Source organism: Pseudomonas sp. efr-133-TYG-5 (assembly GCF_030209175.1).
Lineage (GTDB): Bacteria > Pseudomonadota > Gammaproteobacteria > Pseudomonadales > Pseudomonadaceae > Aquipseudomonas.
In genome coordinates, this window is sequence record NZ_JARVSM010000001.1 from 1,430,610 (window position 1) to 1,452,346 (window position 21,737).

Sequence of the window (21,737 nt, forward strand, 5' to 3'; positions counted from 1 at the left end):
GGGGAACGGGCCGTTCACATATGTATCAAGCCTGGGCCTGGCCTTCGGCGAGGAAGAACCAGGTTTCCAGCACGGTATCCGGGTTCAGCGACACGCTTTCGATGCCCTGTTCCATCAGCCATTTGGCCAGGTCAGGGTGGTCCGAAGGGCCCTGACCGCAGATGCCGATGTACTTGCCGGCCTTGTTGCACGCGGCAATGGCGTTGGCCAGCAGTTTCTTCACCGCCGGATTACGCTCGTCGAACAGGTGCGCGATGATCCCCGAGTCGCGATCCAGGCCCAGGGTCAGCTGGGTCAGGTCGTTGGAACCGATGGAGAAACCGTCGAAGAATTCGAGGAATTCTTCGGCCAGGATCGCGTTGGACGGCAGTTCGCACATCATGATCACGCGCAGACCGTTGTCGCCACGGGCCAGGCCGTTCTCGGCAAGCAGGTCGACCACCTGGCTGGCTTCGCCGAGGGTACGCACGAACGGCACCATGATTTCGACGTTGGTCAGGCCCATCTCGTTGCGCACGCGTTTCAGCGCACGGCACTCGAGTTCGAAGCAGTCACGGAACGATTCGCTGATGTAACGCGAGGCGCCACGGAAACCGAGCATCGGGTTTTCTTCTTCCGGCTCGTACAGCTTGCCGCCGATCAGGTTGGCGTATTCGTTGGACTTGAAGTCCGACAGGCGCACGATGACTTTCTTCGGCGCGAAGGCGGCGGCCAGGGTGCTGATGCCCTCGACCAGCTTCTCGACGTAGAAACCGACCGGATCGTCGTAACCGGCGATGCGCTTGTCGACGCTTTCCTTGATGTCCTGCGGCAGGCCGTCGTAGTTCAACAGCGCTTTCGGGTGGACGCCGATCATGCGGTTGATGATGAACTCCAGACGGGCCAGGCCGACACCGGCGTTCGGCAACTGCGCGAAGTCGAAGGCGCGGTCCGGGTTGCCGACGTTCATCATGATCTTGAACGGGAGCTCCGGCATGGCGTCGACGGAGTTCTTCTTGATGTCGAAGCCCAGTTCGCCTTCGAAGATGTATCCGGTGTCGCCTTCGGCGCAGGACACGGTCACGCCCTGGCCATCTTTCAGCAGTTGGGTGGCGTTGCCGCAACCGACGACCGCAGGAATGCCCAGCTCACGGGCGATGATCGCCGCGTGGCAGGTACGGCCGCCACGGTTGGTGACGATGGCGCTGGCGCGCTTCATGACCGGTTCCCAGTCCGGGTCGGTCATGTCGGAAACCAGCACGTCGCCCGGCTGGACCTTGTCCATCTCGGACACGTCCTTGATGATCCGTACCTTGCCGGCGCCGATGCGCTGGCCAATGGCGCGACCTTCGACCAGCACGGTGCCGGTCTCTTTCAGCAGGTAACGTTCCATGACGTTGGCCTGGGTGCGGCTCTTCACGGTTTCCGGACGGGCCTGCACGATGTACAGCTTGCCGTCGTCACCGTCCTTCGCCCATTCGATGTCCATCGGGCAGCCGTAGTGCTTCTCGATGATCATCGCCTGCTTGGCCAGCTCGCTGACTTCGGCATCGGTCAGGCAGAAACGCGCGCGCTCGGCCTTGTCGACGTCGACGGTCTTCACCGAACGACCGGCCTTGGCTTCGTCGCCGTAGATCATCTTGATCGCTTTGCTGCCCAGGTTGCGGCGCAGGATCGCCGGACGACCGGCTTCCAGGGTGCCCTTGTGCACATAGAATTCGTCAGGGTTGACCGCGCCCTGGACAACGGTTTCGCCCAGGCCGTAGGCGCCGGTGATGAACACCACGTCACGGAAGCCGGATTCGGTATCGAGGGTGAACATCACGCCGGCGGTGCCGGTTTCCGAGCGCACCATGCGCTGCACGCCAGCGGACAGGGCGACCAGTTTGTGGTCGAAGCCCTGGTGCACGCGGTAGGAAATCGCCCGGTCGTTGAACAGCGAAGCGAACACCTCTTTGGCGGCGCGAATGACGTTTTCCACGCCACGGATGTTCAGGAAGGTTTCCTGCTGGCCGGCGAACGAAGCGTCCGGCAAGTCTTCGGCGGTGGCGGAGGAACGCACGGCCACGGCCACGTCAGGGTTACCGGCCGACAGCGCGGCGAACGCGGTGCGGATCTCGGTGTTCAGTTTTTCCGGGAATTCGGCTTCCATGATCCATTGCCGAATCTGTGCGCCGGTCTTGGCCAGCGCGTTGACGTCATCGACGTCGAGCGCGTCGAGGGCCTTGTGGATCTGATCATTCAGGCCGCTCAGTTCGAGGAAGTCGCGATAGGCCTGGGCGGTGGTGGCGAAGCCGCCAGGGACCGACACACCGGCGCCTGCCAGGTTGCTGATCATCTCGCCCAGGGATGCGTTCTTGCCCCCCACATGCTCAACATCGTGTTTGCCGAGCTTATCGAGGGAAACTACGTACTCTACCAAGGTGATCTCTCCACTAACTGTGTTGGAAAAGCTCAGAAACCGGCGGCTCGGGAGAGCATTGGCCGGTTGTATGGCCTGGACCTGGAAAATAAGTGAGAATGCGGGCCATTGGCGGCCGGCAAATCGCGCCTATCATATCCAAGATTGATGACTAGCTTAAGGCCCAAGGTGCAAATGAAACGATCTGCTTTCTTTATCTCCGATGGCACCGGCATCACCGCCGAAACCCTGGGTCAAAGCCTCCTGGCGCAGTTCGAAAACATTACCTTCAGCAAATTCACGCGACCGTACATCGACAGCGTGGAAAAAGCCCGGGCCATGGTACAGCAAATCAATAAGGCCGCCGAAACCGACGGCTTCCGGCCGATCATCTTCGACACCATCGTCAATCAGGACATTCGTGAGATTCTCGCGACGTCCAATGGTTTCATGATCGACATTTTCTCGACCTTCCTCGCCCCGCTCGAGCAGGAACTGACCGAGCATTCGTCCTACACCGTGGGCAAATCCCACTCGATCGGCCACAACTCCAATTACATGGAGCGCATCGAGGCGGTGAACTTCGCGCTCGACAACGACGACGGCGCGCGCACCCACTATTACGACAAGGCGGACCTGATACTAGTGGGCGTGTCGCGTTGTGGTAAGACGCCGACGTGTCTGTACATGGCGATGCAGTTCGGCATCCGCGCGGCCAACTATCCGCTCACCGAAGACGACATGGAGCGCCTGACCCTGCCGGCCGCCCTGCGCGCGCACCAGCACAAGCTGTTCGGCCTGACCATCGACCCCGACCGCCTCACCGCGATTCGCAACGAGCGCAAGCCCAACAGCCGCTACTCGAGCTACGCCCAGTGCGAATTCGAAGTGCGCGAGGTGGAAAACCTGTTCCGCCGCGAGAACATCCCGCACATCAACTCCACGCATTTTTCCGTGGAAGAGATTTCCGCGAAGATCCTCGTGGAAAAAGGCGTGGAGCGGCGCTTCAAATAGATTTGTAGCGTCCTTGCAGCCGCCATCGCTGGCAAGCCAGCTCCCACAGGGCTTGTGGTGTACGCAGATTTTGCATTCAAAACAAAACCCTGTGGGAGCGTGGCTTGCCCGCGCTTTGGCACTTTCGCAGGCAAGCCCGCTCCCACAGCGTTTCAGAGTGTTCACGCAGGCTGTGCTGGGCTCAAAACCTTGTGGGCGTGGGCTTGCCCGCGAAGGCGATGGCACATCCAGCATTGATGTGGCCTGACACACCGCGGGCGCGAGCAGGCTCACGCCCGCAATTGGTCTTCAATGCTCGCGTGGTCAGATCACAAACAGGTCGACGAAACGATTCACGGGGGTCGCTTCAAGCTGCGCCTGATCCTCGCACAACGCGAAGATCTCGCCGCTGCGCTGCCCGGTGAATCGTGTCAGCAGATTCGCCTTGAACTTGTCCTCCAGCAATGGAATGCCTTCGACTCGGCGCCGACGATGGCCGATCGGGTACTCCACCACCACGTTTTCCGTGCTTGAACCGTCCTTGAAGAACACCTGCACCGCGTTGGCGATCGAGCGTTTGTCCGGCTCCAGGTATTCGCGGGTGAATCGCGGTTCTTCGACGATGAGCATTTTCTCGCGCAGCACATCGATGATCGGGTGGGCCTTGTGGAAATCGTCCTCGTAATGCTCGGCCACCAGATTGCCGAAGGCTAGCGGCACCGCCGTCATGTACTGGATGCAGTGATCGCGGTCGGCGGCATTGGCCAGCGGCCCGACCTTGGAAATGATGCGGATCGCCGATTCGTGGGTGGTGATGACGATCCGGTCGATTTCGTGCAGGCGATTGCGCACCTGCGGGTGCAAGGTCACGGCCGCTTCACAGGCCGTTTGCGCATGGAATTCGGCGGGGAAGCTGATCTTGAAGAGCACGTTTTCCATGACGTAACTGCCGAACGGCCGCGAGAAGATGAAGGCGCGTTTGTCTTCGGGCTTGAGCGCCAGATCGTTGTTGGTGTGGCTGAACAGAACGTCGTAAAAGCCCCATTGTTTGGCACTCAAGACGCCGGGGATGCCCATCTCGCCGCGCATCGCGATGTCGGCCAGCCGCACGCCACGACTGGACGCATCCCCCGCCGCCCAGGATTTGCGCGAGCCGGCATTCGGTGCGTGGCGATAGGTGCGCAGCGCTTGCCCGTCAGCGAACGCATGGGACAACGCCGACAGCAGCTGCTCGCGATTGGCGCCCATGAGCTTGGCGGTGACGGCGGTCGAGGCGACTTTGACCAGGACCACATGGTCGAGTCCTACGCGATTGAAGGAGTTTTCCAGGGCAAACACGCCCTGTATCTCATGGGCCATGATCATCGCTTCCAGCACGTCACGAACGGTCAGCGGCGCTTCGCCGTTCGCCAGACGTTTTTGCGAGAGGTGATCGGCCACCGCGAGAATCGCGCCGAGATTGTCCGAGGGATGCCCCCATTCGGCGGCGAGCCAGGTGTCGTTGTAGTCGAGCCAGCGCACGATGCAACCGATGTCCCACGCGGCTTTTACCGGATCGAGACGATAGGAGGTGCCAGGGACTCGGGCGCCGAATGGGACGACGGTGCCTTCGACGATTGGGCCGAGATGCTTGGTGCATTCGGGGAAACGCAAGGCCAGCAGGCCGCAACCCAGGGTGTCCATCAGGCAGTTGCGGGCAGTGTCGAGGGCTTCGGCGGATTCGATTTTGTAGGTGAGGACGTAATCGGCGATGTCCTGCAGGACAGCGTCGTAGTCGGGGCGGTTGTTCAAGTCGACGTTGGCGCTCATGTTCGATTCACTCTTCAAAGTGGTTCGTTGATGGGACCTCGGTTCAGGGCTGATTTTGTTCTTATTGAAATGCAGACAACTGTGGGAGCGAGCCTGCTCGCGATTGCGGTTTATCAGCCGACCTCAATCCTGAATGTCAGTCCGTCATCGCGAGCAGGCTCGCTCCCACGTGCGCTCGGTGTCGGGATCAGAAAGAGTCGCCCGGCACGCGGACGAACCCTTCCATCAACACCCGCGCACTGCGGCTCATGATGGCTTTCTTCACCACCCACTCACCGTTTTCCAGGCTCGCCTCGGCACCGACGCGCAGGGTCCCGGAGGGATGGCCGAAGCGCACGGCATTGCGCTCGACACCGCCCGCCGCCAGATTCACCAGCGTTCCGGAAATCGCCGCCGCCGTGCCGATTGCCACGGCTGCCGTGCCCATCATCGCGTGGTGCAGTTTGCCCATCGACAGCGCACGCACCAGCAAGTCCACATCGCCGGCGGCAATCGCCTTGCCGCTGGACGCCACGTAATCGGCGGGCCGGGCCACGAACGCGACTTTCGGCGTGTGTTGGCGTTTGGCCGCTTCCTCCAGATGACTGATCAGGCCCATGCGCAACGCGCCGTAGGCACGGATGGTTTCGAACATCTGCAAGGCTTGCGGGTCGCTGTTGATCGCGCCTTGCAGCTCGGTGCCGGTGTAGCCGATGTCGGCGGCGTTGACGAAAATCGTCGGAATCCCGGCATTGATCATCGTCGCCTTGAACGTGCCGACGCCCGGCACTTCCAGCTCATCGATCAGATTGCCGGTAGGGAACATCGAACCGCCGCCGCCCTCTTCTTCCGCGGCCGGATCCATGAACTCGACTTGCACTTCGGCCGCCGGAAAGGTCACGCCATCGAGTTCGAAGTCGCCGGTTTCCTGCACTGCGCCGTTGGTGATCGGCACGTGGGCAATAATCGTTTTACCGATGTTGGCCTGCCACACGCGCACCACCGCGACACCGTTGTGCGGAATGCGGCTGGCGTCGACCAGGCCATTGCTGATGGCAAACGAGCCGACCGCCGCCGAGAGGTTGCCGCAGTTGCCGCTCCAGTCGACGAACGGCTTGTCGATGGACACCTGACCGAACAGGTAATCGACGTCGTGATCGGCCTTGATGCTTTTCGACAGGATCACGGTTTTGCTGGTGCTGGAAGTCGCGCCGCCCATGCCGTCGATCTGTTTGTCGTATGGGTCGGGGCTGCCGATCACCCGCAGCAGCAAGGCATCGCGGGCCGGGCCCGGTACCTGGGCCGTTTCGGGCAGATCCTGCAAGCTGAAAAACACGCCTTTGCTGGTGCCGCCACGCATGTAGGTGGCGGGGATTCTGATTTGTGGTGCGTGAGCCATGGTGCTCCTTAATCAGCCAATGCGGGTCGAACGACCCGCATTGGCAAAGGGTGATTTAAACGGCGACCGCCGACTCTTCGAGGAAGTCCTGGGCGAAGCGCTGCAACACACCGCCGGCCTCGTAGATCGACACCTCTTCAGCGGTGTCCAGACGGCAGGTCACCGGCACTTCAACACGCTCGCCATTCTTGCGGTGGATCACCAGGGTCAGGTCGGCGCGCGGCGTACGCGCACCGATCACGTCGTAGGTTTCGCTGCCGTCGATGGCCAGTGTGTGACGGTCGGTGCCCGGCTTGAACTCCAGCGGCAACACGCCCATGCCCACCAGGTTGGTGCGGTGAATGCGCTCGAAACCTTCGGCGACAATCGCTTCGACACCTGCCAGACGCACGCCCTTGGCCGCCCAGTCGCGGGACGAACCCTGACCGTAGTCGGCACCGGCGATGATGATCAGCGGCTGCTTGCGCTCCATGTAGGTTTCGATGGCTTCCCACATGCGCATCACTTTGCCTTCCGGCTCGACGCGGGCCAGCGAACCCTGCTTGACCTTGCCGTTTTCCTGAACCATTTCGTTGAACAGTTTCGGGTTGGCGAACGTCGCGCGTTGCGCAGTCAGGTGGTCGCCACGGTGCGTGGCGTAGGAGTTGAAGTCCTCCTCCGGCAGGCCCATTTTCGCCAGGTACTCACCGGCGGCACTGTCGAGCATGATCGCGTTGGACGGCGACAGGTGATCGGTGGTGATGTTGTCCGGCAGCACGGCCAGCGGGCGCATGCCTTTCAGCGGCCGGGCGCCGGCCAGCGCACCTTCCCAGTACGGCGGACGGCGGATGTAGGTGCTCATTTCGCGCCAGTCGTACAGCGGCGCGACCTTCGGCCCGGTGTCTTCGTGGATGGCGAACATCGGGATGTAGACCTGACGGAACTGCTCCGGCTTGACCGAGGACTTCACCACGGCATCGATTTCTTCGTCGCTCGGCCAGATGTCCTTGAGGCGGATTTCCTGGCCGTCGACCACGCCCAGCACATCCTTCTCGATGTCGAAACGGATGGTACCGGCGATGGCGTAGGCGACGACCAGCGGCGGCGAGGCGAGAAACGCCTGTTTGGCGTACGGGTGAATCCGGCCGTCGAAGTTGCGGTTGCCGGACAGCACGGCAGTCGCATACAGATCGCGGTCGATGATCTCTTGCTGGATCAGCGGATCGAGTGCGCCGGACATGCCGTTGCAGGTGGTGCAGGCAAACGCGACGACGCCGAAACCGAGTTGCTCCAGCTCCGGGGTCAGCCCCGCTTCATCGAGGTACAGCGCCACGGTTTTCGAACCGGGCGCCAGCGAGGACTTGACCCACGGCTTGCGCGTCAGTCCGAGCCTGTTGGCATTGCGCGCCAGCAGGCCGGCGGCGATCACGTTGCGCGGGTTGCTGGTGTTGGTGCAGCTGGTGATGGCGGCGATGATCACGGCGCCGTCGGGCATTTGCCCCGGCACGTCATCCCACTGCCCGGAGATGCCTTTGGCCGCCAGGTCCGACACCGCCACGCGGGCGTGCGGGTTGCTCGGGCCGGCCATGTTGCGCACCACCGACGACAGGTCGAAGGTCAGCCCGCGCTCGTATTGCGCGCCTTTCAGGCTGTCGGCCCAGAGGCCGTTGAGCTTGGCGTACTGCTCGACAAGCTGCACTTGCTGGTCTTCGCGACCGGTGAGTTTCAGGTAGTCGATGGTCTGCTGGTCGATGTAGAACATCGCAGCCGTAGCGCCGTATTCCGGGGCCATGTTGGAGATGGTTGCGCGGTCGCCGAGGGTCAGCGCCGACGCGCCCTCGCCGAAGAACTCCAGCCAGGCGCCGACGACTTTCTGTTTGCGCAGGTATTCGGTCAGTGCCAGCACCATGTCGGTGGCGGTGATGCCCGGTTGCAGCTTGCCGGTCAGCTCGACGCCGACGCTTTCCGGCAGGCGCATCCACGAGGCGCGGCCGAGCATCACGCTCTCGGCTTCGAGGCCACCGACGCCGATGGCGATCACGCCGAGCGCATCGACGTGCGGGGTGTGGCTGTCGGTGCCGACGCAGGTATCGGGGAATGCCACGCCGTCGCGCACCTGGATCACCGGGGACATTTTCTCCAGGTTGATCTGGTGCATGATGCCGTTGCCCGGCGGAATCACGTCGACGTTCTTGAAGGCCTTCTTGGTCCAATTGATGAAGTGGAAACGGTCTTCGTTGCGCCGATCTTCGATGGCGCGGTTCTTCTCGAACGCCTGCTTGTCAAAACCGCCCGCCTCGACCGCCAGCGAGTGGTCGACGATCAGTTGCGTCGGCACCACCGGGTTGACCTGCGCCGGGTCGCCGCCCTGCTGGGCAATCGCATCGCGCAGGCCGGCGAGGTCGACCAGCGCGGTCTGGCCGAGGATGTCGTGGCAGACCACGCGCGCCGGGAACCACGGGAAGTCGAGATCGCGTTTGCGCTCGATCAGTTGTTTCAGCGAATCGGTCAGCGTGGCCGGGTCGCAGCGACGCACGAGGTTTTCCGCCAGCACGCGGGAGGTGTACGGCAGAGTGTCGTAGCTGCCGGGCTGGATCGCCTCGACCGCCGCACGGACGTCGAAATAATCCAGGGAGCTGCCGGGCAGGTTCTTGCGGAATTCTGTGTTCATCGGGTCAGGACTCGGGGCACGGTAGTTTCAAAGGGCGGCTGACACAAGCCTGAGTTACACACCGTCAACTGTGGGAGCGAGCCTGCTCGCGAAAGCGGTAGATCAGTCGACATCCATGGAGAATGTCAGTCCGTCTTCGCGAGCAGGCTCGGTCCCACAGGGTTTGGCGGTGTTCTCTGGTTCCGGTCAGCTCACCATTCAGCGACGTTCGATTGGCACGAACTTGCGCTGTTCGACGCCGATGTACTCGGCGCTTGGACGGATGATGCGGTTGTTGGCGCGCTGCTCGAACACGTGCGCGGCCCAGCCGGTCAGGCGCGAGCAGACGAAGATCGGCGTGAACAGCTTGGTCGGGATGCCCATGAAGTGGTATGCCGAGGCATGGTAGAAGTCCGCGTTCGGAAACAACTTCTTCTGCTCCCACATGGTCTTGTCGATGGCTTCGGAAACCGCGAACAACACCTTGTCACCGACTTCGTCGGCGAGCTGTTTCGACCAGCCCTTGATCACCTCGTTGCGCGGATCGCTGTCCTTGTAGATCGCATGGCCAAAGCCCATGATCTTGTCCTTGCGCTCGAGCATGCCGAGGGTGCCCTTGATCGCCTCTTCCGGCGAGCTGAAGCGTTCGATCATTTCCATCGCCGCTTCGTTGGCGCCGCCGTGCAGCGGGCCACGCAGCGAACCGATGGCGGCGGTGATGCATGAGTAGAGGTCGGACAGGGTCGAGGCGCAAACCCGCGCGGTGAAGGTCGAGGCGTTGAATTCGTGCTCGGCGTAGAGGATCAGCGACACGTTCATCACTTTGACGTGCAGCTCGCTCGGCTTCTTGTCATGCAGCAGGTGCAGGAAATGCCCGCCGATGGACGGCTCGTCACTGACGCAGTCGATGCGTTTGCCGTCGTGGCTGAAGCGGTACCAGTAGCACATGATTGCCGGGAACGCGGCGAGTAAGCGATCGGTCTTGTCGCGCTGTTCGGAGAAATCCTTCTCCGGCTCGAGGTTGCCGAGGAACGAGCAACCGGTGCGCATCACGTCCATCGGGTGGGCGTCGGCGGGAATGCGCTCCAGCACTTCTTTCAGTGCAGCAGGCAGGTCGCGCAGCTTGCTCAGTTTGTTTTGGTAGGCGTCGAGTTGCGCCTGGGTCGGCAGTTCGCCGTAGAGCAACAGGTACGCCACCTCTTCGAATTGCGCATCCGCTGCCAGTTCGCGCACGTCATAGCCGCGATAGGTCAGGCCGGCACCGGCCTGGCCCACGGTGGACAATGCGGTCTGCCCGGCAACCTGGCCCCGGAGCCCGGCGCCACTGAGTACTTTTGCTTCGGCCATTGTGTTCTCCAATCTTTTTGAATTTGTATGGGGAAACGTGTGGGAGCGAGCCTGCTCGCGAAGGTAGCTGGAACACCTCGGCGCATCAGGGACACCGCGTTATGGTTAACGCCCATCGCGAGCAGGCTCGCTCCCACAGGGATTGATTCAGCCTTTCTTTTGCGCAAACAACGCATCGAGCTTCTGCTCGAAGGTGTGGTAGTCAATGCGATCGTAAAGCTCCATGCGGGTCTGCATGGTGTCGATGACATTCTGCTGGGTGCCGTCGCGGCGGATCGCGGTGTAGACGTTTTCCGCCGCCTTGTTCATCGCACGGAACGCCGACAGCGGGTACAGCACCAGCGACACGTCGGCGCCCGCCAGTTGCTCGGTGGTGTACAGCGGCGTCGAGCCGAACTCGGTGATGTTGGCCAGGATCGGCGCTTTCACGCGGCTGGCGAACAGTTTGTACATCTCCAGTTCGGTGATGGCTTCCGGGAAGATCATGTCGGCGCCCGCCTCGATGCACGCGGCGGCGCGATCCAGTGCCGATTCCAGACCTTCTACCGCCAGCGCGTCGGTGCGCGCCATGATCACGAAGCTGTCGTCGGTGCGCGCATCGACCGCCGCCTTGATGCGGTCGACCATTTCCTGCTGGCTGACGATTTCTTTGTTCGGCCGGTGGCCGCAACGCTTGGCGCCGACCTGGTCTTCGATGTGAATCGCGGCGGCGCCGAACTTGATCATCGACTTGACGGTGCGCGCGACGTTAAACGCCGACGAACCGAAACCGGTGTCCACGTCCACCAGCAGCGGCAGGTCGCAGACGTCGGTGATGCGCCGTACGTCGGTCAGTACGTCATCCAGGCCGGTGATGCCCAGGTCCGGCACGCCCAGCGAGCCTGCGGCCACGCCGCCGCCCGACAGGTAGATCGCCTTGAACCCGGCGCGCTTGGCCAGCAGCGCATGGTTGGCGTTGATCGCGCCAACCACTTGCAATGGGTGCTCGCTGGCGACCGCATCGCGGAAACGCTGGCCTGCAGTGCTCTTGTTGGAACTCATGACTCACCTCGTTCAGTGGCTGTCTGGTTGGCGCCGTCCTGATAATGACGGGCAATGTTGCGTTTCGAGGCGCCGATGTGGCGGCGCATCAACAATTCGGCCAGTTCGCCGTCACGGTCGGCGATGGCATCGAGAATCCGGTGATGTTCGGCGAACGCCTGGCGCGGACGGTTGGGCGTGGTGGAGAACTGGATGCGGTACATGCGCACCAGTTGATAAAGCTCGCCGCAGAGCATCTGGGTCAGGGTGCGATTGCCGCTGCCCTGGATGATCCGGTAGTGGAAGTCGAAATCGCCTTCCTGCTGGTAGTAGCCGACACCCGCCTGGAATGCCGCGTCGCGCTCGTGGGTTTCCAGCACCCGGCGCAGTTCGTCGATGTCTTCGACGCTCATGCGTTCGGCCGCCAGTCGGCACGCCATGCCTTCAAGGGATTCACGGATTTCGTAGAGCTCCAGCAACTCGGCGTGGCTCAGCGACACCACCCGCGCGCCGACATGCGGCACGCGCACCAGCAGGCGTTGCCCCTCCAGACGATGAATGGCCTCGCGCAGTGGCCCGCGGCTGATGCCGTAGGTGCGGGCCAGTTCCGGCTCGGAGATCTTGCTGCCCGGGGCAATCTCGCCTTTGACGATGGCCGCCTGGATGCGCCGGAAGACGTTTTCCGAGAGGGTTTCCGAATCGTCGCCGCTGATGACCGGGGGATCGAGTTGATCCAGCATATTGTCGACACCTTGAAATCCAATGCGGTAAAAACTAGCCAATTAGCCCGCATCAGTCAAAGGATAAATAGACATTGTCGACAATCGTCTAATAACCCAAAGCAATCTTCCGCTGATCAGTTAATCCCTGTGGGAGCGAGCCTGTTCGCGAAAGCGCAGTGTCAGCCAACGTCTGCCTGGATGACGCACCGCCTTCGCGAGCAGGCTCGCTCGCACAGCAATACCCAAGGGGTATAGACCGGTGCGAGCGCTGGCGCCATAAAACCACCGTGCTAGAATGCCGCCCGCATTTGCTGGCCATTTGTACGGCTTGTCATAAAAAGCTGATAGGCACACGAAGGAGCTTGCGCAAGTCTTGCCAGGAACCTGAACCGAAAACGGAACGCTGCGCACCAGGATTTATGAGACTCAAGCCCTTCCCCACATTTTTCGCCCTGTTTTGCCTGCCCGGTCTCGCCGCGGCGGGGGAAAAGACCGTGTACGGTCTCAACGAATATGCCTCGCTCGACGGCATCAATCTGGAAGTCGCGGCCAAACTCGACACCGGCGCAAAAACCGCCTCGCTGAGTGCCCGCGACATCAAACGCTTCAAACGCAATGGCGAGTCCTGGGTACGTTTCTACCTGGCCATCGACGCGGCGCATTCGCACCCGATCGAACGGCCGCTGGCGCGGGTCAGCAAGATCAAGCGCCGCGCTGGCGACTACGACCCGGAAGAAGGCAAGAAGTACACCGCCCGTCCGGTAATCGAGCTGGATATCTGCATGGGTTCGGCCCTGCGCAGCATCGAAGTGAACCTGACCGACCGTAGTGCGTTCCAATATCCGCTTTTGATCGGCTCCGAAGCGCTGAAACGCTTCGATGCGCTGGTCGATCCCAGTCTTAAATACGCTGCCGGCAAACCCGCCTGCACCATCGCCGCTCATACCGCCGAGTAATTTCAATGCGTTCTCTAACCTTCCACCTGAAAATCCTGATCACCATTCTGGTGCTTCTGGGCGTTTCGGTTACGGCCTATCAGATTTTCGTGCTCGGCATCCCGGTAACGGAAGACGCCACCGACGACTTGTGGAACATCGACGCCAAGGTCGAGTTCGTCGCCAGCACCAAGGATCCGGTGAAGATCCAGATGTTCGTGCCGCCCCTGAGCCGCGACTACGTCAGTCTCAACGAAAGCTTCATCTCCAATAACTACGGCGTGGCGGTCAACCGCGTCGACGGCAACCGCAAGGTCACCTGGTCGGCGCGCCGCGCCAAGGGCAACCAGACCCTGTATTACCGCCTGGTGCTGACCAAGCGCTATACCGCAGAAAAATCCAAGGTCAAAGGCCCGACCTTCCGCGACAGCATGGCCATCGAAGGCCCGGAGAAAATCGCCGCCGAAGCCCTGCTCGCGCCGATCCGCCAACACTCGGCCGACGTCGAAACCTTCATCGGCGAAGCGATCAAGCGGGTCAACAACGTCAACGACGACAACGTCAAACTGCTGCTGGCCGGCGATCCCTCGACCCCGCACAAGGCGAAAATCGTCGAGCTGCTGCTGTCGATCGCCCACGTGCCGGTGGAAAAAGTCCACACCATCCGCCTCGTCGCCGACCAGCCGCAGACCCCGGAACTGTGGCTGCGCAGCTTCAACGGCACCGACTGGCTGTACTTCAACCCGGAAACCGGCGAACAGGGCCTGCCGACCGACCGCCTGCTGTGGTGGAGCGGTGACGAGAACCTGATCACGGTCGACGGCGGCAAGAAAGCCAACGTGACGTTCAGCCTCAACAACAGCGAGATGAACGCGATCCGCCTGGCCAAGCTGACCGACGAAAACACCGACGCCAACTTCCTCGAATACTCGCTGTACGGCCTGCCGCTGCAGACCCAGCAGACCTTCATGATCATGGTGATGATCCCGATTGGCGTGCTGGTGATCCTGATTCTGCGCAACCTGATCGGCCTGCAGACCCTCGGCACGTTTACGCCGGTGCTGATTGCCCTGGCATTCCGCGAGACGCAACTGGGCTTCGGCATCCTGCTGTTTACCGTGATTACCGCACTGGGCCTGTCGTTGCGCTCGTACCTGGAACACCTGAAGCTGCAAATGCTGCCGCGCCTGTCGGTGGTGCTGACCTTCGTCGTGGTGCTGATCGCCGCCATCAGCCTGTTCAGCCATAAGCTTGGCCTCGAACGCGGCCTGTCGGTGGCGCTGTTCCCGATGGTGATCCTGACCATGACCATCGAACGCCTGTCGATCACCTGGGAAGAACGCGGTGCCAGCCATGCGCTGAAAGTGGCGATCGGCACGCTGTTCGCGGCCTCCCTGGCGCACCTGATCATGACCGTGCCGGAGCTGGTGTACTTCGTCTTCACCTTCCCGGCGATCCTGCTGATCCTGGTCGGTTTCATGCTGGCGATGGGTCGCTATCGCGGTTATCGCTTGACCGAGCTGATGCGTTTCAAGGCTTTCCTGAAGAAGGCTGACGCCTGATGTTCGGTTTCTGGAAGACCTGGAAGGCCCTCGAGGCCCGCGGCATCATGGGCATCAACCGGCGTAACGCCGACTACGTGCTCAAGTACAACAAGCGCAGCCTGTACCCGATCGTCGACGACAAGATCATCACCAAGGAGCGCGCCATCGAGGCCGGCATTCATGTGCCGGAACTGTATGGCGTGATTTCCACGGAGAAGGAAATCGACAAGCTCGGCGAGATCATCGGCGGGCGCAGCGACTTTGTGATCAAACCGGCCCAGGGTGCCGGCGGCGACGGCATCATTGTCGTCGCCGACCGCTTCGAGGGCCGCTATCGCACGGTCTCAGGCAAAATCATTGCCCACGAAGAGCTGGAGCATCACATTTCCAGCATCCTCACCGGCCTTTATTCGCTGGGCGGCCACCGCGATCGGGCGCTGATCGAGTACCGGGTCACGCCCGACCAGATCTTCAAGAGCATCAGCTACGAAGGCGTGCCGGACATCCGCATCATCGTGCTGATGGGTTACCCGGTGATGGCCATGCTGCGTTTGCCGACCCGCCAGTCCGGGGGCAAGGCCAACCTGCACCAGGGCGCCATCGGTGTCGGCGTCGACCTGGCCACCGGCCTGACCCTGCGCGGCACCTGGCTGAACAACATCATCACCAAGCACCCCGACACCACCAACGCCGTGGATGGCGTGCAACTGCCCTACTGGGACGGTTTCATGAAGCTCGCCGCCGGTTGTTATGAACTGTGCGGCCTGGGCTACATCGGGGTCGACATGGTGCTGGACCAGGAGAAAGGGCCGTTGATCCTCGAGCTCAATGCGCGGCCGGGGCTGAATATCCAGATCGCCAACGACTGCGGGCTGACCTTGCGCACCCACGCGGTCGAAGCGCATCTGGAAGAGCTCAAAGCGCGTGGGGTGACCGAGTCGGTGGAGGAACGGGTGGCGTTTACTCAGGAAATGTTCGGGCATATTCCGGCGGTCGAGGGCTGATAGTCGATCGTTGATCGTTCCCACGCAGACGGTTCGACGCCTCGACGTGGGAACGATCAAGCGCGATACCTGCCGCCAACCTGCCAATCACCGACATCCCTCTAGGAGCAACTCCCGCAGAGGACTACAATCGCCACCCCGCCTCGATGGCCGATCTGCCCCGCCCATGTTGACCTGTTCCGTACACCCGCTGCCCTACCGCGCCAACCCCGCCGACTATTTCGCGGCCGTCCGCCATGCGCCCGGCGCCGTGCTGCTCGACAGTGGCCGGCCGAGTGCCGACCGGGGCCGTTATGACCTGCTCAGCGCCTGGCCGCTGGAACAACTGGCGGTCTTGCCGGACGAGCGCGGCGACGATTTCCTGCAACGTCTGCGAGACAATCTGACCCGCCTGGGCGATGCACAATTGCCCGACGCCTGCCCATTGCCCTTCGCCGGCGGCCTGATCGGTTACCTGAGCTACGACTTCGGCCGTCATCTGGAAAACCTGCCGAGCCAGGCCCGGGACGATCTGCAATTGCCCGATGCGCGCTTTGGCCTGTACGACTGGGCCTTGATCAGCGATCACCAATCAGCCACCAGCCAGCTGGTCTTTCACCCGTCGGTCAGCGCCTGCGAGAAACAGCGGCTGATCGACGTGTTCAGCCAACCGCGCAGCACCGAACCGACCCCGTTCAAGCTGAACACGCCGATGGCGGCTGATCTTTCGGCCGAGCAATACCGTCAGGCGTTCGAGCGCATTCAGCATTACATCCAGGCTGGCGACTGCTATCAGGTCAACTTCGCCCAACGTTTCCGCGCGCCGTGCCAGGGCGATCCATGGCTGGCCTATGGCGCGCTGCGCGAAGCCTGCCCGACGCCGTTTTCCGCGTTCCAGAGCCTGCCGGACGGCGGCGCGGTGCTGAGTCTGTCGCCGGAACGCTTCGTCAAAGTCAGCCAGCGCCAGGTGGAAACCCGCCCGATCAAGGGCACTCGCCCCCGTGGCATGACCCCGGCTGAAGATGCAGCGAACGCCGCCGAACTGCTGGCCAGCCCCAAGGATCGCGCGGAAAACCTGATGATCGTCGACCTGCTGCGCAACGATCTTGGCCGTACCTGCCGCATCGGTTCGGTACGGGTGCCGGAGCTGTTCAGTCTGGAAAGCTATCCCAACGTGCATCACCTGGTCAGCAGCGTCACCGGCGAGCTGGCGCAGGATCGCGATGCCCTGGACCTGATTGCCGGCAGCTTCCCCGGCGGCTCGATCACCGGCGCACCGAAAATCCGCGCGATGCAGATCATCGACGAGTTGGAGCCAACGCGTCGTGGCTTGTATTGCGGTTCGATGCTGTACCTGGATGTGCGCGGCGAGATGGACAGCTCGATCGCCATCCGCAGTCTGCTGGTCAAGGATGGGCAGGTGTGCTGCTGGGGCGGTGGCGGAATTGTGGCCGATTCGGATTGGCAAGCGGAATATCAGGAGTCGATCACCAAGGTCAGAGTCCTGCTCGAAACCCTGCAAAACCTTTAACCAGACTGCGTGCTGATCGTTCCCACGCTTCGCGTGGGCAGGCCTCAATGGACGCTACGCGTCCGCTCTGGGGACGCAGCGCGTCCCGGGCTGCATGCCCACGCAGAGCGTGGGAACGATCAGCAGGTGGCTACAGGCTCAAATCACGATTGGAGGCTTTGAGGAATTCCTGCTTCAACTCGGCAAAGGTGTGCACCGCCGGGAATTGCGGGAATTCACGGATCACGTTGTCCGGGGCATGGAACAGAATCCCCGCATCCGCCTCGCCGAGCATGCTGGTGTCGTTGTACGAATCGCCCGCGGCAATCACCCGGTAATACAGGCTCTTGAAGGCCAATACCGACTGCCGCTTCGGGTCTTTCTGGCGCAGCTGATAGCTCGTCACCCGCCCGCTGTCGTCGGTCAGCAGACGATGGCAGAGCAAGGTCGGAAAACCCAACTGACGCATCAGCGGCTGGGAGAATTCGTAGAACGTGTCCGAGAGGATCACCACCTGGAAGCGCTCGCGCAGCCAGTTGACGAATTCCACGGCGCCGTCGAGCGGCTCGAGGGTGGCGATCACGGCCTGGATGTCGGAGAGCTTGAGGCCGTGTTCGTCGAGGATACGCAGGCGCTGCTGCATCAGTACGTCGTAATCGGGAATGTCCCGGGTGGTGGCCTTGAGCGATTCGATTCCGGTTTTTTCGGCGAAGGCGATCCAGATTTCCGGCACCAGCACCCCTTCAAGATCAAGACAGGCGATTTCCACAGGACACTCCCGTTGTAATGTTTTATTGAGTCGAGCGAGCCCGAACTCTAGCGGCTCCACCCCGACCACGCAACGCACAGGGTGCCCCGAGCACGGCCGCTTTTTGTTACCATCGCCGCCATATAGAGCGCCCAGCGCCACTGACCTGTAGGAAGCCGCCCTGATGAGCCCAACGTTCGACGTCGTGGAACTCGCCACGACCTATGCCAGCAAATCCGCCCAGGACATCCTCAAACTCGCGTTTGCCGAGTTCGGCGACGATCTGTGGATATCTTTCAGTGGCGCCGAGGATGTGGTGCTGGTGGACATGGCCTGGAAGCTGAACAAGAACGTCAAGGTGTTCAGCCTCGATACCGGGCGCTTGCATCCCGAGACCTACCGTTTCATCGATCAGGTGCGCGAGCACTACAAGATCGACATCGAACTGGTCTCGCCGGACTACACCAAACTCGAACCGTTCGTGAAGGAAAAAGGCCTGTTCAGCTTCTACAAGGACGGCCACGGCGAATGCTGCGGCATCCGCAAGATCGAGCCGCTGCGGCGCAAACTGTCCGGCGTCAAGGCCTGGGCCACCGGCCAGCGCCGCGATCAGAGCCCGGGCACCCGCAGCGCCGTGGCGGTGTTGGAAATCGACACCGCGTTCTCCACCCCGGAGCGCACCCTGTACAAGTTCAACCCGCTGGCGCAGATGACCAGCGAAGAGATCTGGGGCTACATCCGCATGCTCGAGTTGCCGTACAACAGCCTGCACGAGCGCGGTTTCATCAGCATTGGCTGCGAACCGTGCACCCGCCCGGTACTGCCGAACCAGCATGAGCGCGAAGGCCGCTGGTGGTGGGAAGAAGCGACCCAGAAAGAGTGCGGGCTGCACGCCGGGAACATCATCAGCAAGTCCAACGCCTGAGAAACGCAGCCGGCCGCAATGGCCGCACGCTGCAAACCATCGACCCAGAAAATGTGTACACACGAATGTCACCATCGGTGCCATTTATGTGTGCACTTTTCGTTTCAACGCCCTGAAAAGTTACACCCCCGCCTTGTTTGATACCCACCAACATTCCCCTGCAAAAATAAATACCTGTTCGATCGGTCAATTTATATCGCCAGAATTTCAGGCACTTAGCGCTGCGCAATAACTTTTCGAAATCAGTACAGCGTTGCATAGATCAATGACTGGCATAGATCTGGCTTAAGTGCATGCATGTTTTGTATACAATAAATTCAAGACATACACACACTTTCGATCCGCACGCCTTAAGCGCCCTATCCCGTAAAGGCTGCAGATGCCCCTAACCAGTGATGCTTTCACTGCCGCGACGAAGATTTGTCGAGCCTGCCCGCTCATGCACAGTCATCGCGGCCTGAACATCAGGAGCCTGCCGGAATGCGTACAAGTCTCTCCAATAACAACATCGCGCTGAATCTGCCCGCCGCTTCCTCGACCCTCGATCAGACCCTGCCCGATGCGGGCATTGCCGAGCCGCTGCAACTGAGCCCGCGGCTGCACAACCGCGACCTCGCACCGACCAAGGCCGAAGGCCGGCGCTGGGGCAAATACAGCATCTTCGCGTTGTGGACCAACGACGTGCACAACATCGCCAACTACTCGTTTGCCATCGGCCTCTATGCCCTCGGCCTCGGCGGCTGGCAGATCCTCCTGTCACTGGGGATCGGCGCGGCCCTGGTGTACTTCTTCATGAACCTGTCCGGCTACATGGGGCAGAAAACCGGGGTGCCGTTTCCGGTCATCAGCCGGATCAGCTTCGGCATCCACGGCGCGCAGATTCCGGCCCTGATCCGGGCGGTGATCGCCATTGCCTGGTTCGGCATCCAGACTTACCTGGCCTCGGTGGTATTCCGCGTACTGCTCACGGCCATCCACCCTGGCTTTGCCGCCTACGACCATGACTCGATCCTCGGCCTGTCGAGCCTGGGCTGGGTGTGCTTCGTGGCGATCTGGTTCGTGCAACTGGCGATCCTCGCCTATGGCATGGAAATGGTGCGCCGCTACGAAGCCTTCGCCGGGCCGGTGATCCTGTTGACCGTCGCCGCCCTCGCCGCCTGGATGTACACCCAGGCCAACGCCACCATTGCCTGGTCGATTCGCGAGCCCCTGAGCGGCGGCGAAATGTGGCGCAATATCTTTGCCGGTGGCGCGCTGTGGCTGGCGATCTACGGCACGCTGATCCTCAATTTCTGCGACTTCGCCCGCTCGTCCCCGTGCCGCAGGACCATCAAGATCGGCAACTTCTGGGGCCTGCCGGTCAACATTCTGGTATTCGCCGGGATCACCGTGCTGCTCTGCGGCGCGCAATTCCAGATCAACGGCAAGATCATCGAAAGCCCGACCGAGATCATCGCTTCGATTCCCAACACGTTCTTCCTGGTTCTCGGCTGCCTGGCCTTCCTCATCGTCACGGTCGCAGTGAACATCATGGCCAACTTCGTCGCCCCCGCTTTCGTGCTGAGCAACCTGGCGCCGAAATACCTGACCTTTCGCCGCGCCGGGCTGATCAGCGCGACCCTCGCGGTGCTGATCCTGCCGTGGAACCTCTACAACAGCCCACTGGTGATCGTGTATTTCCTTTCCGGCCTCGGCGCCCTGCTCGGCCCGCTGTACGGGGTGATCATGGTCGACTACTGGCTGATCCGCAAAGGCCGGGTCAACGTCCCGCAGCTGTACAGCGAAGACCCCGACGGCGCGTATTACTACAGCCGCGGGATCAACCTGCGCGCGGTCGCGGCGTTCATTCCGGCGGCGCTGATTGCCATCGTCCTGGCCCTGGTGCCGGGCTTCCACAGCGTGTCGCCGTTCTCCTGGCTGATCGGTGCCGGGATTGCCGGGATGCTGTACCTGATCGTTGCCAGGCGCCAGGCGCATTACGCCGAAGTCGATGGCGAAGCGATTGCCGTCGACAACGTCAGCCACTGATTTTTTCCGGCGGCCCGGCAGCGGGCCGCAGAACCAACCGTTACAAGGACTTCTCATGCGCATTCTCGTGGTCAACGTCAACACCACCGAATCCATCACCCAGGCCATCGCCCGCTCGGCCCAGGCGGTCGCAGCCCCCGGCACGGAAATCGTCGGCCTGACGCCGTACTTCGGCGCCGACTCGGTCGAGGGCAATTTCGAAAGCTACCTGGCCGCCATCGCCGTGATGGATCGGGTGATGGCCTACGATCAGCCCTTCGATGCCGTGATCCAGGCCGGCTACGGCGAACACGGCCGCGAAGGCTTGCAGGAACTGCTCAACGTGCCGGTGGTGGACATCACCGACGCCGCCGCGAGCACGGCGATGTTCCTTGGCCACGCCTATTCGGTGGTCACCACACTGGATCGCACCGTGCCGTTGATCGAGGATCGCCTGAAACTCTCCGGCCTGTGGGACCGCTGCGCCTCCGTGCGCGCCAGCGGCCTGGCGGTGCTGGAGCTGGAACATGAACCCGAGCGCGCACTGGAAGCCATCGTGCAGCAGGCGGAACTGGCGGTGCAGCAGGACAAGGCGGAAGTGATCTGCCTGGGTTGCGGTGGCATGGCCGGGCTCGACGAGCAGATTCGCCAGCGCACCGGGGTGCCGGTGGTGGATGGCGTGACGGCAGCAGTGACCATTGCCGAATCGCTGGTGCGCCTGGGGTTGTCGACCTCGAAAGTGCGCACCTACGCGACGCCTCGGCCGAAAACCATCATCGGCTGGGCGGGACGGTTCGGGCGCTGAAC

At 61.9% G+C, this 21,737-nt stretch carries 16 protein-coding genes; 8 read left to right on the top strand and 8 right to left on the bottom strand.

All coding sequences use genetic code 11. The features are described 5' to 3' along the window. Positions 1–25: 25 nt before the first annotated feature. On the bottom strand, positions 26–2,401 hold the full coding sequence (gene ppsA, locus QRN70_RS06330) for a phosphoenolpyruvate synthase (protein WP_285416422.1): 2,376 nt from the start codon (positions 2,399–2,401) through the stop codon (positions 26–28). A gap of 174 nt (positions 2,402–2,575) precedes the next feature. Between ppsA and ppsR the strand changes: the two genes are divergently transcribed. Then, on the top strand, positions 2,576–3,394 hold the full coding sequence (gene ppsR, locus QRN70_RS06335) for a posphoenolpyruvate synthetase regulatory kinase/phosphorylase PpsR (RefSeq protein WP_129391417.1): 819 nt from the start codon (positions 2,576–2,578) through the stop codon (positions 3,392–3,394). Positions 3,395–3,697: 303 nt separating this feature from the next. Here ppsR and prpD read toward each other — a convergent pair whose 3' ends face one another. The 6 genes from prpD to QRN70_RS06365 all read right to left on the bottom strand — a co-directional run bounded on the left by prpD (position 3,698) and on the right by QRN70_RS06365 (position 12,293). Beyond that, a complete protein-coding gene (gene prpD, locus QRN70_RS06340; RefSeq protein WP_285416423.1) occupies positions 3,698–5,182 on the bottom strand; it encodes a 2-methylcitrate dehydratase in 1,485 nt (494 codons plus the stop codon). A gap of 187 nt (positions 5,183–5,369) precedes the next feature. After that, positions 5,370–6,560, bottom strand: coding sequence for a 2-methylaconitate cis-trans isomerase PrpF (prpF, locus tag QRN70_RS06345; RefSeq protein WP_285416424.1), 1,191 nt, complete (start codon positions 6,558–6,560; stop codon positions 5,370–5,372). Between the two features lie 55 nt (positions 6,561–6,615). Continuing rightward, positions 6,616–9,210 (bottom strand): Fe/S-dependent 2-methylisocitrate dehydratase AcnD, encoded by a 2,595-nt coding sequence (gene acnD, locus QRN70_RS06350; protein ID WP_285416425.1) that lies wholly within the window; start codon positions 9,208–9,210, stop codon positions 6,616–6,618. A gap of 198 nt (positions 9,211–9,408) precedes the next feature. Then, positions 9,409–10,536, bottom strand: a complete 1,128-nt coding sequence (gene prpC, locus QRN70_RS06355) for a bifunctional 2-methylcitrate synthase/citrate synthase (RefSeq protein WP_285416426.1) — start codon at positions 10,534–10,536, stop codon at positions 9,409–9,411. Positions 10,537–10,683: 147 nt separating this feature from the next. After that, positions 10,684–11,577: a methylisocitrate lyase gene (gene prpB / locus QRN70_RS06360; protein WP_285416427.1), complete on the bottom strand. Its 894-nt coding sequence runs from the start codon at positions 11,575–11,577 to the stop codon at positions 10,684–10,686. After that, positions 11,574–12,293 (bottom strand): GntR family transcriptional regulator, encoded by a 720-nt coding sequence (locus tag QRN70_RS06365; RefSeq protein ID WP_285418028.1) that lies wholly within the window; start codon positions 12,291–12,293, stop codon positions 11,574–11,576. Before QRN70_RS06365 ends, prpB begins: the two co-directional genes overlap by 4 nt. Before the next feature lie 404 nt (positions 12,294–12,697). Here QRN70_RS06365 and rloA point away from each other — a divergent pair, with 404 nt between their 5' ends. From rloA to pabB, 4 genes are all read left to right on the top strand, one after another. Next, positions 12,698–13,234, top strand: a complete 537-nt coding sequence (gene rloA, locus QRN70_RS06370) for a retropepsin-like aspartic peptidase RloA (protein ID WP_007916436.1) — start codon at positions 12,698–12,700, stop codon at positions 13,232–13,234. 5 nt (positions 13,235–13,239) lie between these two features. Continuing rightward, on the top strand, positions 13,240–14,775 hold the full coding sequence (gene rloB, locus QRN70_RS06375; protein ID WP_285416428.1) for an osmotic stress tolerance membrane protein RloB: 1,536 nt from the start codon (positions 13,240–13,242) through the stop codon (positions 14,773–14,775). Beyond that, positions 14,775–15,761 (top strand): alpha-L-glutamate ligase-like protein, encoded by a 987-nt coding sequence (locus QRN70_RS06380; RefSeq protein WP_285416429.1) that lies wholly within the window; start codon positions 14,775–14,777, stop codon positions 15,759–15,761. Before rloB ends, QRN70_RS06380 begins: the two co-directional genes overlap by 1 nt. 166 nt (positions 15,762–15,927) lie before the next feature. Beyond that, positions 15,928–17,271, top strand: coding sequence for an aminodeoxychorismate synthase component I (gene pabB / locus QRN70_RS06385; RefSeq protein ID WP_285416430.1), 1,344 nt, complete (start codon positions 15,928–15,930; stop codon positions 17,269–17,271). 130 nt (positions 17,272–17,401) lie between these two features. Here pabB and thrH read toward each other — a convergent pair whose 3' ends face one another. After that, positions 17,402–18,019 carry a bifunctional phosphoserine phosphatase/homoserine phosphotransferase ThrH gene (thrH, locus tag QRN70_RS06390; RefSeq protein ID WP_285416431.1) on the bottom strand — a complete coding sequence of 206 codons (618 nt, stop codon included), beginning with the start codon at positions 18,017–18,019 and terminating at the stop codon, positions 17,402–17,404. Positions 18,020–18,182: 163 nt separating this feature from the next. Between thrH and QRN70_RS06395 the strand changes: the two genes are divergently transcribed. The 3 genes from QRN70_RS06395 to QRN70_RS06405 all read left to right on the top strand — a co-directional run bounded on the left by QRN70_RS06395 (position 18,183) and on the right by QRN70_RS06405 (position 21,735). Beyond that, complete coding sequence (locus QRN70_RS06395; RefSeq protein ID WP_285416432.1) at positions 18,183–18,923, top strand: phosphoadenylyl-sulfate reductase; 741 nt, start codon at positions 18,183–18,185, stop codon at positions 18,921–18,923. A 480-nt stretch (positions 18,924–19,403) separates the two neighbouring features. Then, entirely contained in the window at positions 19,404–20,951 is a 1,548-nt protein-coding gene (locus QRN70_RS06400; protein ID WP_285416434.1) for an NCS1 family nucleobase:cation symporter-1, read from the top strand. A gap of 55 nt (positions 20,952–21,006) precedes the next feature. Next, positions 21,007–21,735, top strand: coding sequence for an aspartate/glutamate racemase family protein (locus QRN70_RS06405; protein ID WP_285416435.1), 729 nt, complete (start codon positions 21,007–21,009; stop codon positions 21,733–21,735). Positions 21,736–21,737 lie beyond the last annotated feature (2 nt).